Genomic DNA, 13,504 nt, shown 5'->3' with positions numbered 1-13,504 from the left:
GAATGTGCCGTAATATTAAAACGTTATTCAATTTTGATCCTCCGGCTACCGACTATGAAATAAGGACGGCTGCCGTGCAGTTCGTCCGTAAGCTGTCGGGCTTTAACACCCCTTCTAAGGCGAATGAAGCGGCGTTCCAGCTCGCAGTTGAGGAAGTGACCGCCGCGGCAAGCAAGCTTCTCGATTCGCTTGTGACGACAGCCGCGCCGCGCAACCGGGAGGTCGAGGCGGAGCGTGCCCGCCAGCGGGCGCAGAAGCGGTTCGGAGGGTAGTATAAAGCTTCATAGGTTGAAAGCAGCCATCAGGAAGAGGCTGCTTTCTTTTTTTCGCAACATAATATTCTTTATATATTTTATAAATTTCCAATGTCTATTATAATATCAACATAAGTAAATAAGTGTAAATTAATAGTACAATGCCGTGCAGTGAGGAGACATGAGAATGAAACATGGGAGGATTTCAATTAAAGTTTTATTTTGTGTCCTGATGATTGTAAGCTTGGGGATGACTACAATTTCGGCAGCAGCCAAGCCGTATCAAATTCCGTCGAAAGAGTATAAGGAGCTGAAGTATCGGAACGATCGCGGCGAGACGCTGAAATTGTATGGCAGCAAGAGTTATCAATTGCAATGGGTGAAGGAGTTCAGCGATGGCGGAGACATCGTGACGAATAAGACAAAGGACCGTATCATCGTGACGCAAAACAATTCAGTTGTTAGTTATGATTTGAATGGTAAAGTGCAGTGGCGTTATACGCTGCCGAGCTTTTCGTTTAATCACTATTCTCTGCTGGTTGGAGCCGATGGGACGATCTATGCCGTTCAACGGCCGATCAAGCTTCTGGACGAGTATGAGTCTGGTCATGTGTCAGCGTTATCGGAGAAAGGAAAGCTGCTGTGGGAAAGCGCACTCGACAACCCGAAAGCGACCGCGTTCCTCCAATATGGCGGCAATTCCAAAGGGACGTTCGTTACGTTCAACGATGACGGCATTATCGGCATCAAGAACGGTGCTATTGCATGGACGAATACAGAGATTCTTCAGTTGACGACGACGGACTATGGTCTTTACCAATTATCAAGCTCTAACATTACCGGCATGTTCGCCGATCGTCAAGGAAGGACGTTTGTTCAGACGGATACGACGCTGTACGCATTAGACGATGCGGGCAGTATATTGTGGAGTCGGGATATTAAGGGTGATTTTACGCCTATCCGACAAGATCAATACTTGCTGTATACGCCAGCGAGCGGATCGTTGGTTCTGATCGACTCCAGCACCGGGAAGAACGTTAGCGGGGCTGCGATTAATTCGCAATGGCTGCTTGATACGAGCTTGCCGATTGACCGCAAGGGCGGATTGTATGTTAGTAATGAGCTGCGCGCAAGCAAGAATGGGATTTCCAAAATCAATATGAAAGGGAACCCAATCTGGAGCTATAAAATCCGTTACCAAGGCTACTCGGCTGCTTATGAGATGACGTCTGACCCGGCAGGCAATGTCTATTTCTCAGATGCGGGCGGAACGCTCTATTCATTGGATAAGGACGGGAATGAGCGGTTTATTCTTCTATACCGCAATAAGAGCGGCCCAACCTTGACAACATCCGTTATCGGCAAGGACGGCAATGTATACGCGCTGCTCGATAATATCGGGCTAACGAAGATTACGGCTATTCCTCAAAAATAAAATAAAGGGGCGCCCGCCAAGGCGCCCCTTTGTGTTATACCAATACTTTCGCAGCGATCTGCGACCACGTCTCCAGCTTCTCGTAAATGTCCTCATGCAGCAGCCCTTGTGCAGAGATCCACTCGCCCTGCAGCTGATCCGTCTCCCGAACCTCGACCGTACCGCCTTCCTCAATGTCGAGAATAACGAGCAGACCGATATGGACTTTACCCACCTCGTTATCGTCATCATTAATGAAGCCGATCGTCGTAAATTCCCGTGACCGGGATTCGATGCTCAGCTCCTCCTCCAGCTCGCGCTCCAGATTGATGCGGAGCACCTCTTGGAACGATTCAGCCCGATCGATATCGTTCATATGTCCGCCGGCGCCGATGGATAGCTTGTCGTGCAGCCGCGCTTCTCCCCCTCCGCCCAGACGTCGATACATATAAATCTCGTTGCCGCGGCGTATGACGCAGTACGGAATCGGCTGCTTGTACGCTTCATTGTCTTCTGCATCTCCGCGTCTCATAGTCGTGTAATTCTCGGCGATGATGCGGTCGAGGGCCGCTACAGCCGCTGGGTCGCGCTGCACCCCTTGAAATGAGAGCTCCTCGCCTTGAAACAGCTGCTCTCTTGGAACTACGATGATGACTTCGTCCATTTTGCCCATTCTCATTCTCCTTGCTTATGCTTTCCGCGCAAGCGGTTGTTCAGCTCTGATGATGCACCATTATTATACAGCATTCTGTCTCGTAGTCGAATGGATCTCTGTCGCGGCTCCGATTGGAATGGCCTCTGCCATGTATATTGGGCCTGCTCAGCAATACATTAGCAATAGGAGCGTCCGTGTCCTGTTACGCAGGCAAGAGCAGGTTAAGGAGGATAGGGGGTGATTCGACCAGTATGAAGGAAATTAAATTTAAAGCATACGCCGTAACGAATGAAATCGATTTGAACAAAATTGCAATCCACTGCGGCATCCCCAAGAAGTTTACCTGGGAGGAGCCGCTTACGCTTAAAGGTGATATTCTACAGTCAATTCTGCATAAATCGATTGATAAGTCGCAGGTGCTCGTCTTCTCTTTCGGGAGCGTCGTATTCGTTAATCATGCGCATGAGGACGAGGTGCTTCAGTTTCTCCGTTATATCCAGACTTTCGAGCCGGACATCGATATTCAGCATGCATACCGGTATACCGATGATTATCGATTGCAGGTTGATAAGAAGGGAAGTCTGGAGCTGACCGATGAGTTTGTCGTCGTGCCGGAGTACGAATCATTCTACCCGGAGCTGATCTCAACGGTTCTGGCCAAGTCGGCGGCACTGGAGAGGATTGAGGAGCAGCTCGGCAAGATCCACGATAAACTTGAACATATGATCGATCGGCTGGAGAAAGGCAATCTGTCGATCGGCAGCAAGGAGCTGGCACGTACGACAGCTATCATTATGCGGCATGAATATAATACGATTTCATATATTATGATTCTCGACAAGCCTGACATTACGTGGTCGAGCAGCAGTGCCAGGGAATTTTACGAACGGATGGTTGAATTTTTCGAGCTTAGTGATCGGTACAAAATATTAAAGAGCAAGACGGAGGTACTGTACCGCATCATGGAGGGATTTTCTACAATTAGCCACTCGATTCGGGGCCTATTCGTCGAATGGGTCATTGTCATTCTGATCGTTGTAGAGGTCGTTCTGACGGTACTTCAGATTGTCGGATGGCTGCCGTAACGCATTAGCAGCACAATTGAGCGTTCCGCTAAGGTAAGCCCATGAGACTCGTCTCATGGCGAGACGAGCCAAAGGCGAAAAGGGGGGTTACTCCAGCCGCTTGAGCGCGGATCGGATCTGGTCGTTCGTCGAATCGCCCTGCTGCTGGCCGCCGGTGTAGATAATGAACACATTGTTGGCCTCGTGCGAATGATGGGCTTTCAGCTGCTTGAGCGTTCGGTCATAAAATTTCTCATAGCCTAGAACACGCTTATCATTCGTCTCGAACACATAAATGTAGATGACGCCATCCCCGAGCCGGTAGAACTGAGGCTTCACCTCATCAACGCCCTGTTGAAAAATGTCATCTGGATCGACAGGTGCATCGTCCGTCAGCTGCAGCCCTTCCGCTTGCAGTGCATCGAGCACCTGCTGCATCGTATACGGCTCTTTCGTATGCTTACCGTCGCCGCAGCCTGCTAACACCGTTGCCAATAATAGTACAACAATCATGATACGCATGGCGTTCCTCCTCTATTCAGACGGGACTATTTTATCAAAGATGATGGTGTATAATCCAATCCGAAAGCGCAGCGGATTCATAGCGCAGGGGTGGAGGGGGGGATTTAACAGATGAAGCGAGGTTGGATGGCCATGCGCAGGATATCGCAGGAAAGGGTATAATAGGCTCAAACTCTTACACGGAAGCAGGAGATCCAGTGACAGAACATTTGGAGAAGCAGCAGCCCGGCTGGCGCTTTGATAATAGCTATGCTCAATTGCCGGAGGCTTTCTATAGCAGACAGGAACCGGTTCCTGTTAAGGCGCCGCAGCTTGTGATTTTGAATGATCAATTAGCCAAGTCGCTAGGCCTCGACGCGAAGTCGCTGCGGAGCGAGAGCGGTACAGCCGTATTGGCAGGTAACCGAGTGCCGGAAGGCGCTGCCCCGCTGGCGCAAGCTTATGCTGGGCATCAATTCGGCCATTTCACGATGCTTGGTGACGGTCGCGCCTTGCTGCTTGGCGAGCACATAACGCCCCAAGGCGAGAGGCTGGACATTCAATTGAAGGGCTCGGGCAGAACGCCGTATTCTCGAGGAGGAGACGGCCGTGCCGCGCTCGGCCCGATGCTGCGCGAATATATCATCAGCGAAGCGATGCATGGATTAGGCATTCCGACGACGCGCAGCTTAGCAGTTGTGACGACCGGCGAGCCGGTCTACCGGGAAACCGTATTTCCCGGTGCTGTGCTGACCCGTGTGGCGGCCAGCCATATTCGCGTCGGCACGTTCCAGTATGCCGCGCAGTGGAGGACGACGGAGGAGCTTCGGGAGCTGGCGGACTATACCTTGGAGCGTCATTATCCGGATGCGGCTGCGGAAGCCGATGCCGAAGTTGGAGGCCGATATTTGTCGCTGCTGCGGGAAGTCATCAAGCGGCAGGCTGCACTTCTTGCGCAGTGGCAGCTTGTCGGATTTATTCATGGCGTCATGAACACCGATAATATGACCATTAGCGGCGAGACGATCGACTATGGCCCTTGCGCGTTCATGGATGCTTTTGACCCGGCAACGGTATTCAGCTCAATCGACACGCAGGGCCGCTACGCATATGGCAACCAGCCACAGATTGGTGTCTGGAATTTGGCGAGATTCGCAGAGACGCTGCTACCGCTGCTCCATGATGACATGGAGAAGGCAATTGAGCTGGCGGAGGACGCGATATCGCAATTTGCCGAGCTTTATTACGCAAATTGGCTATCCGGCATGAAGGCGAAGCTGGGACTATTCCCGCTGGAGCAAGAGGAGGAAGCGGATGAAGCTCTTATCAAGGAGCTTCTGGGCCTTATGCAGCAGTATCGCGCGGATTATACGAATACGTTCCGTTCGCTTACGATCGGCGACTATGAGGCCGTGCTGTCTGCCCATGGAGGCTCGGCAGAGTTGGGGCAGTGGCACGACAGGTGGCAGGAGCGGCTCGGCAGACAGCCAGAGTCGGCGGAGGCTGCACGCGACCTCATGCGCCGCAGCAACCCGGCCGTTATTCCGCGCAACCATCGGGTAGAAGAAGCGCTCGAAGCGGCGGTAGAACATGGTGACCTCAGCGTCATGGAGCGGCTTCTGTCGGTCTTGTCTAATCCTTACGCCTACACAGCCGATCAGGATGAATATTGCATGCTGCCTGCCCCTTCTAGTCAGCGGTACCGCACGTTCTGTGGTACATAAATATGGGCTATGAGGCCTTCCTGAATGGTTATGTTTCCGTGACCACAGGCGGGTCTCTTTTTTTATTGCGTGCTGCTGTCGGATTATTCCAGACAGAATTCGATAATAAAACGACACAATGCGGCCTAGTTCATCGGCTGCAGACAGTGGTATGATAGGGGCGCTGAATTAGCTAACCGAAGAAGAATTGAGAGGAGCAATATAACAGATGACTCGGCTAATCATTCTAGCTTGTGCTGCCTACATTGTAGTCGGGTTGGGGCAACTAGTCGTCGGCGCCGTGATGGAGCCGATGGTTCAAGCATACGGCATTCAATATGGAGACGGCGGGCAGCTTGTCATGCATCAATTCCTTGGCGGAATGTTCGGAGTTATACTGGCGCCGTGGCTGATCGGAAGAATTGGCAAAAAGAAGCTGCTTCTGTCGGCGCTTGCGATTATGACAGCCGCGGAGGCAGTCTATGTATGCCAGCCGTCGTGGGGGATTATGCTGACGGCTGCGCCCTTCGCAGGACTTGGCTTTGGTACGACCGAGGCGGTCGTCGCCTCGTTCATCATTAGGGCGGCAGGCCGCAAAGCTAACGTGGCTATGAGCCGGGTGGAGGTGTCGTTCGGCGTCGGCGCGCTGGTCATGCCGCTCGTCGGCGCTGCATTCATCGATGCGGGCTACTGGGTGACCGCGTTCGCTGTGGTCAGCGCGTTGGCGGCGATAACGCTGCTGCTGTGGACTCTATGGTGGCCATCCGTTCTGGATCGCGAGGAGAATGAAGAGGAGATCGAGGCAGCTGCTCAACAGCGCAATAGGATGAGCTGCTCCCGCATTGCAATGATTTGGCTCGGAAGCGCTTGCTTCTTCGCGGTCTATGTCGGATTTGAGATTAGCTTTGTGAATTACTTTCCGTCTCTGCTGGTGCAGAACAATGGGATGGTTGAGTCGACGGCATCCATCTCCCTCGCGGTCTACTGGGGAGCGATGGTGCTTGGTCGGTTAGTATCGGGTCATGCCGCTGACCGCTGGGGAAGCGGGACCTATATGATGGTTACATGCTTCTCCTGTGCAGTCATTTTCGTTATAATGGGCGGTGTTGAGAGTGTGGAAGGTCTGTTCGTGCTAACCTTCTTCGCGGGGCTTGTTATGTCCGGGATGTACTCGATCGCGCTCGTATTCGTCAATTGGGCGGTTCCTGGGCTATCGGAGAAAACGACAAGTCTCATGATGGTATTCGGCGGCATCGGAGGCGCGTTAATGCCGAAGCTAGCAGGCTGGTTTCTCGATGAGCATGGAGCCGATGCGACACGGTGGCTGTTCGCCGTCATAGCAGCGGTGATGCTGGCGGTCATGATCTGGGCGCTGCTTGTTGCGATGCCCGGCCGGCGCAAGCCGCAATCCCAGGTGCACCAGCATACGGTATCGTGAGCCGGAAGATTTTATATAATAATAGGATTAGGGCATTGTGACTTAGGTCACAGTGCCCTTGTCATCTTCGCGTATAATGGAATAAGTAGGATTTCCCACTTACGGACTACATTGGAGGGACAGACATATGAAGTTGAATGCAAGCCTGGTGACGAAGATGGTGGTAGGTATAGCGATTGTGGCAGCGACTACGTATGGCACTAGCGCGTTCTTTATCTTTGTATTAAAAGATTATTTGGCCCCGGATATGGAATCCTGGATATTCTCGATTATCACCTATGGACTCGGCGTATTCTGGACCGCGCTGCTTGGCTGGCTGACGGCGCGTTGGATTGTAAGACCGCTCAATGAACTGCATCGGGCAGCCGGCGCGGCAGCAGAAGGCGATCTGCAGGTCGTCGTCTCGATTCCGCAATCCAAGGATGAATTAATGCAGCTGGCAACATCATTCAACCGAATGATTGTCAGTCTACGCGACATCGTAGCGAACATTAATCAGCACTCCACGTCGACAGGCTCCGAGGTTGGGCAGCTGAGGCTGGCGATGGAGCAGGCGGCGGCGCTGTTGACGGATGTATCCGAACGAGTAGAGGAAATATCGCGCAATACGGAAACGCAGGCTCAGCTGTCGCGCCTTATGCATGATTCAATCGAGGAAATTGCCGATCTGTCCGCAGATGCCGCGTCCTGCACGGGCGATGCACAGAGGGAAGCGGAGCAGATGACGCTGGCGATGGACCAGAGCAGCGATGCTATCGATTCTCTCTCGGCGGCAATGAAGCGTTTTGCGGAGGAGGGCCATGAGACGACCGAATTGGTCAAAAAGCTGAATCAACACGCGGAGCAGATCGGCCGCATTATTCATGTCGTCGAGGAGATTGCATCCCGTACGCATCTGCTTGCGTTGAATGCATCGATTGAGGCGGCTCATGCCGGCGAGCATGGACAAGGGTTTCAGGTTGTTGCTGTCGAAATTAGGAAGCTAGCTAACCATACGACAACCGAAGTGAAGAATGTCGGCGACTTAATCGGAGCGATTCAGACGGACCTGAATATTGCGGTTGACCGCATGGAGCAGCAGGCCCGGAATACTTATGAGGAATCGGCCAAGACGAGCGAAACGATCGGCCATCTGCAGCTCATTGCGCAATCCGTCCATCGAACGGTCGAGGCTATTAACCGGATCGCTGGGCTGATGGATACCCAATCGGCCAAAATGAATGCGATGCGCCAAGATGCGGAGCGGGTAGCTGTTGCGGCGGTGCATAATGCGGACAGCCTTAGTGCAATTGCAGCGTCCGTACAGGAGCAGAATGCGATGGTTGAGGAGGTTGCGGCCGCTTCGAATCATTTGCAGACGATGACCGATGCGCTGCAAAGCGGGATTGGCAAATTCAGATTTTAACGATTTGGCCGATCAAATGTTCAAAATCGAGTCGCCGGCGGCATCAAGTGTATTGTTGGAAACCATTATGGCTGTAGAAAGGGAGCATTGAGGATGACGACAATACGATTGATGACCGAAATCAGCTACAACATGGGGGAGCTGCTCGCTGCGAAAGCATCGTTCGAGCAGGCCAATCCCGGCGTACACATCGTTGTGGAGCAGGTGAACGATTATTTTGAAATCATGCGTGCCTTGCAGTCGGATGAGGCGCCGGACATTATCGAGACGGGCGGCCTTCAAATCGGCAATCCTGATGGCGTATTTAGGGATTTGAATGGCTATGTGACCGAGACCTCTGGGTTAGAGGAGGATCTGTACATGGGTCTCATTCGAGCTGCGAGACATGGCGGGGTATTGCCTAGCCTGCCGATTGAGATAAGTGCCCCGCTTATTATTTATGATAAAGAGAAGTTCGATCGAGCTGGACTTGCCTATCCGACTGACGATTGGACTTGGGCGGACATGATTGCGCTGGCTAAGCAGCTTACGCTAAGGGACGAGCACGGGGTCGCGTCGCAGTTCGGGCTCGGAATCGGAATCGATATTGAGTGGTTCGAGCCATTCATTATGCGCAACGGAGGCCGTTATGTCGCACCGGACGGTTCGACAACGAGAGGCTTTGTCGATAGCGCGGCGACGATCGAAGCGTTCCAGCTGATCGTGGATGCATTCCGCAAGCACCGCGTCGTCCGCATGCCGGACGAGCCTTGCTCAGCCGATGTATGGTATGAAGAGTGTGCTATGAAATTCTCCTTTATGTGGAATGCTAATGACTTTTTGCGGGAGCAGCCGGTGGAGAGATATGGTGTCGTCGGACTGCCGCATATGCCGGGCGGGCAGCGGGCGAACATGGTCTATATGGGCGGCATAGGCATTACAGCCGCTTCAGCACATCCGGATTTGGCATGGAGCTTCATGCGTCATTATTTGCTGGAGTGTCATTCATGGATGCCGCCGATCAGCCGATCACAGGCGGAGCAGCGCGGCTTGACGAAGCATCCCATCTGGTCTCGGTACCTACAGGAGCTCGACGATGTGCAGTTGAGTGGCTTCTTCCTGAACAAAAAGTGGAATGCTTCGCGTCAATTGATTAACGAGGATATTTATCGCATGATTGTAGACGGAGCCGATGTCTCCCGCACTCTCCAATCTTGGACAAGATATGCGTAAGATATTTAACAATGGGTGGAATAGAAGCCGGTCGGCCTCGTGTCGTCGGCTTCTATTTTTTTGTGTAATGAGATTCGACATTAATCGAGGATGCACTAGTGTTCATACAGCGGACAACAAAGGAAAAGTCAACAAGGACATGGAATCAATTATATTCATATCATGCGGGGGAGCGAAGCAATGACAGAAATGTATAACGAGAGCATTAAGCAAATGTATTTGAACCAATTTAAAGTGAGTACTAAAGAAGTATATGCACGTTTGTTCAGAAAGTCTGCTGTGAGGGAGAAAGAGTTAGGAAAGGATTTGTATCACTTTAGCGATAACGAATTTGAATTGTTTCTAAGAGATGTTCTTAGACCCAAAACGAAAGAGAGCGCGAGAACTTACTGTAATGTATTAACAAATTATGTCCAATGGGCAATTGACAATCCAACTGAAAGCCAGGCAAGAGTTTTAACGAATCCTCTCAAAAGACGGCAAGAATATTTCTATGAATTTGTTCAACCGGCAGGGAAGACCTACATCAGCTATGCAGAGAAAGAAAAGATCATTAACAAGGAGATGCTAATAAACAAGCAAGATAGTTTTATTATTCAAGCCCTTTGGGATGGGATTCAAGGGGGAAAGCTGAGCGAATTAGTGAATTTAAAGATTTCTGATCTGGATGCAGTAGAAAAGAAAGTTTATATTTATGATGTCGACGGTGAATTTGTTCGCGAGATTGATGTAGAAGACCGTACGATTCAATATGCGGTAGAGGCGAACAAAGAGAAGGAGTATTACAAGATGAACGGTACAGTTGACTATAGGGACAACTGGAAACCGATATTAGATCTGGCGCCATCTGAATACGTGTTGAAAAGCGTTCCTACGAACAGCAAGGATAACAATAATGGAGGTAAGAGTGTAAGCCATTATACGGTTCATAACCGATTAGAGATGATTAAATCGCTCACAATGTTCGAGGAATATAAGGAAGCGATCACAACGAAAAATATCGTGCGCAGCGGCATGATCTACATGGCAGTTAAACTGTATGCCCGAGATAAGGAATTTGATCGCAAGCAAATTGAGGAAGTTTGTCATAAATATGATGTGAAGTACAAGTGGTCGTTGCGCGATTTTTTGAACTTGGATGTATTGGAATCCTTGTATCCTGACGATATTCAGCGAATCAGACGCGAAGTCGCACTGTCCAATTGACTGAACAGCAAGGGTTTATGTGTATAGAGGAGTGAGTTACGATTAGTACGGAATTTCAAGTCTATCCGGGAACATCGAACGTTCCGGCTATAACGGAGCTGCTGCAACTCGCTAACCGAAAGCTGCACCATTTTCTCCAACCCTATGAGTTGCAGATTATGCCTGAGATTCGTGTAAGATTTGGGGAACAACATATATCTCTCAATGATAAGAGTCTTGACACTGCTGCATGGAGTGACGAATATGCCTGGTTCTACGTTGTTCCGAGTGAAGACGGTGGGGGCACCGATGCTTATTATAAGTTTGTCGATGATCTGACTGTGGATATATGGGATGATTATGGTAAGTACGGGGATACTTATGCCGATGTGAGAAGGTCGCTCGCCATCGGTCATTATTGGATATTCCGGAGATCAATGGGCCAGCCAGCTATTATTAATCTAGCATTCGGGGTTCTCGCTTCAGCATTGGCAGAGTTGACGGAAGGTTATTTGTTCTCGGATGATGGCGCGTGGCAAGGACGACCGATTCGATCGTATGATTTTGATCCTCTATATTTTAATCCCGATAATGCGGATCGATTGGACAAGGCGTCTTGGTATGAAAACTGTCTGATAAGTATTTTGGACGAATATAAGGGGATTACGTATGAGCCTAGGTATGATTGGTTCGACCATAATGAGCTAGAGCCTATAGAGCGGTTAAAGTTTTACCCATCGGGAAAGCTGTTTCGGGATGGACCAGAACCGGAAGACCGCATTCTCATTATGATGAGCCAGTATGGCAGGATCCCTTATCTGTATATTGACCGTACCTGGATTGGCGTGACAGAAGACGAGTTACTCAGGGAATTATGGATGCTAGATATATATATGATGCCCTCTGTCCTTAGGAAATCGCCAGACAAGGTCTTAAGCATATTGGGAGAATTGGATTTCGATAGGCGTGATATTTCGTACTGGGCGAATCCGTTGTGCGTTCGGGATGGAAAAGCTGTAAAACGAAGAATAATAGGACAGTCATGATTATCAAGCTGTAATAATTGCAGTTCTATACGGAAGAGGAGTCCTTTCTACACCATTTCGTTTGGTTGAGAAAGGACTTTTTCGGATTAATTATTCCTTTAATTGGAATAATAAATGTTATATGATAAATTTGAAAGTTAGAGCCAATATTTAGTTTAAGAGAGGGGCTTCGCTATTGAGACTTTATAATTCTTATCTAGGACGGTTCTTGGAGGGGAGAACCTCTTTCGAAAGAGAAGGCTATTATGTTCTGTATGAGGATAAGAGCGCAGGCTATAGCCGCAGTCAGCCGGATGGTGTGGAAATTGTTAATGCTGACCAATTTGTTGAGGCTTTGGTTGAAGGCTGCAGGAATGCGCTTCGGACTTTTGCGGCGAGTGATGATAATCGACAAGTATATGCATTTAGTTTGAATGCTGACGATTATTTCAGCTTCTATATTTACTTGAACACGCTTGAGCGATTTGAAGAGGTGCTGAGCGATTACCAAGCCGACAATGCAGACTATTACCATGCGGATAGAATCGAGTCTTTAAAATACAATCAAGGCGACTGGGACTTTCAGCTGTGGTCGGAGCATATGGGGGAGCAGGGCCGAATCATTCGTATATTCGAACAATTAGCTCAGCTTGTTCAAGATTTAGACGATCACGAGACGGCTGACGGGGAAGCAGCTTCTGTCATCGCGTTTGAAGCGGGTATTGTAAAGGCAGGTTATCAAGTGCTTGCGATGAGAGCGGTGATGCGGCTCGTAGAAGAGAAAGCATTCAATGTTTTGGATCGGACGGACGATTTCATCGCGTTCACATCCACAGGGAACGACTATATCGATTATAGCTTCATGATGAGGCAAACGATCGATCCGGAACTGTTCGCGCGAGTATTCTCTCGTGTGCGAGAGGAGGATCGTCAGTTCCAGGAGCGGTTAAAATCGATTGAGCACTACTCCGTAACCGAGGCATTGGACTATTGGTTCGCTGAGATGACGGGCGGGGACTCTAGCACCGGAGTGATCTCGGATTGCGGCAAATCAGCATTTGAGGTATTCCGGCAGTTAGAGCGTTATGGAGCGGCACTGGCGGAAGAATGTCTTGTGCGGCTGCATCGTATTACCAATTTGGAAAGTTTGGAACGCAACGATGTTGATGAAGTTCAGTTTTACATCGAGGCACTTCATTTTGCCGGTCCGCTGTCGGAGGAATGTGCGGCACAATGCCGTACGATTGCGGCCATCATGAACGAGAAGTTTGACGATATGGATGAAGGCATGACGGAATTGCTTGCAATAGCTCGTTAATCGGCTAGTGATCAGGCCCTATTTAAACGAACGCAGTCGGTACGAGCGCGAACTCTCAGCAGGTAAGCGTTGTGCCAAGTGAAGGAAGCGCGTTCATTCGACCCGACGAAGACTACGCATGCGAACTGGAGCAAGGTGACCGCTGTATCAGAACGACACGTTGGTCCGGGGAACGGAGTCATAACGAATAACAAGGATTGGAATGCCGCCTCGTGCGGTATCCGGTCCTTTGTTATGTCGTGCTATGCATTCATAAACAGCTGCATTAAGACCGACCGCATAGCTTCCGGAAGGCTGGAGCAAACTAGTGGAGAACATCTCCAGCTGTAT

12 protein-coding genes are annotated in these 13,504 nt (G+C 50.2%); 10 read left to right on the top strand and 2 right to left on the bottom strand.

The window, feature by feature from the left end; translation table 11 throughout:
* Positions 1-2: 2 nt before the first annotated feature.
* Entirely contained in the window at positions 3-272 is a 270-nt protein-coding gene (locus PXY01_RS15605; RefSeq protein ID WP_127570944.1) for a DUF2277 domain-containing protein, read from the top strand.
* A 169-nt stretch (positions 273-441) separates the two neighbouring features.
* Positions 442-1,689 carry an outer membrane protein assembly factor BamB family protein gene (locus tag PXY01_RS15600; protein WP_164744450.1) on the top strand — a complete coding sequence of 416 codons (1,248 nt, stop codon included), beginning with the start codon at positions 442-444 and terminating at the stop codon, positions 1,687-1,689.
* Between the two features lie 34 nt (positions 1,690-1,723).
* Here the strand turns inward: PXY01_RS15600 and PXY01_RS15595 are convergent, their stop codons facing one another.
* On the bottom strand, positions 1,724-2,341 hold the full coding sequence (locus tag PXY01_RS15595; RefSeq protein WP_127570942.1) for a hypothetical protein: 618 nt from the start codon (positions 2,339-2,341) through the stop codon (positions 1,724-1,726).
* 233 nt (positions 2,342-2,574) lie between these two features.
* Between PXY01_RS15595 and PXY01_RS15590 the strand changes: the two genes are divergently transcribed.
* On the top strand, positions 2,575-3,408 hold the full coding sequence (locus PXY01_RS15590) for an RMD1 family protein (RefSeq protein ID WP_127570941.1): 834 nt from the start codon (positions 2,575-2,577) through the stop codon (positions 3,406-3,408).
* A gap of 87 nt (positions 3,409-3,495) precedes the next feature.
* On the opposite strand, the gene PXY01_RS15585 is transcribed toward PXY01_RS15590, so the two are convergent.
* Positions 3,496-3,909, bottom strand: coding sequence for a hypothetical protein (locus tag PXY01_RS15585; protein WP_127570940.1), 414 nt, complete (start codon positions 3,907-3,909; stop codon positions 3,496-3,498).
* 197 nt (positions 3,910-4,106) lie between these two features.
* Here PXY01_RS15585 and PXY01_RS15580 point away from each other — a divergent pair, with 197 nt between their 5' ends.
* The 7 genes from PXY01_RS15580 to PXY01_RS15550 all read left to right on the top strand — a co-directional run bounded on the left by PXY01_RS15580 (position 4,107) and on the right by PXY01_RS15550 (position 13,174).
* Positions 4,107-5,612 (top strand): protein adenylyltransferase SelO, encoded by a 1,506-nt coding sequence (locus PXY01_RS15580; protein ID WP_127570939.1) that lies wholly within the window; start codon positions 4,107-4,109, stop codon positions 5,610-5,612.
* 208 nt (positions 5,613-5,820) lie between these two features.
* The gene (locus PXY01_RS15575; RefSeq protein WP_127570938.1) at positions 5,821-7,029 is read left to right on the top strand and encodes an MFS transporter; all 1,209 of its coding nucleotides are present in this window, start codon (positions 5,821-5,823) and stop codon (positions 7,027-7,029) included.
* 127 nt (positions 7,030-7,156) lie between these two features.
* On the top strand, positions 7,157-8,434 hold the full coding sequence (locus PXY01_RS15570; protein WP_127570937.1) for a methyl-accepting chemotaxis protein: 1,278 nt from the start codon (positions 7,157-7,159) through the stop codon (positions 8,432-8,434).
* A gap of 93 nt (positions 8,435-8,527) precedes the next feature.
* A complete protein-coding gene (locus PXY01_RS15565) occupies positions 8,528-9,646 on the top strand; it encodes an ABC transporter substrate-binding protein (protein ID WP_127570936.1) in 1,119 nt (372 codons plus the stop codon).
* Between the two features lie 180 nt (positions 9,647-9,826).
* The gene (locus PXY01_RS15560) at positions 9,827-10,852 is read left to right on the top strand and encodes a phage lytic cycle repressor MrpR family protein (RefSeq protein WP_127570935.1); all 1,026 of its coding nucleotides are present in this window, start codon (positions 9,827-9,829) and stop codon (positions 10,850-10,852) included.
* Between the two features lie 158 nt (positions 10,853-11,010).
* The gene (locus PXY01_RS15555) at positions 11,011-11,877 is read left to right on the top strand and encodes a hypothetical protein (protein ID WP_127570934.1); all 867 of its coding nucleotides are present in this window, start codon (positions 11,011-11,013) and stop codon (positions 11,875-11,877) included.
* A 175-nt stretch (positions 11,878-12,052) separates the two neighbouring features.
* Positions 12,053-13,174: a DUF4303 domain-containing protein gene (locus tag PXY01_RS15550; protein ID WP_127570933.1), complete on the top strand. Its 1,122-nt coding sequence runs from the start codon at positions 12,053-12,055 to the stop codon at positions 13,172-13,174.
* The last annotated feature ends 330 nt before the right edge of the window (positions 13,175-13,504 follow it).

Origin of the sequence: Paenibacillus xylaniclasticus (assembly GCF_004001065.1) — a bacterium.
In the GTDB taxonomy this organism is placed as follows: domain Bacteria; phylum Bacillota; class Bacilli; order Paenibacillales; family Paenibacillaceae; genus Paenibacillus_T; species Paenibacillus_T xylaniclasticus.
This window is presented reverse-complemented; position numbering and strand designations above follow the sequence as displayed.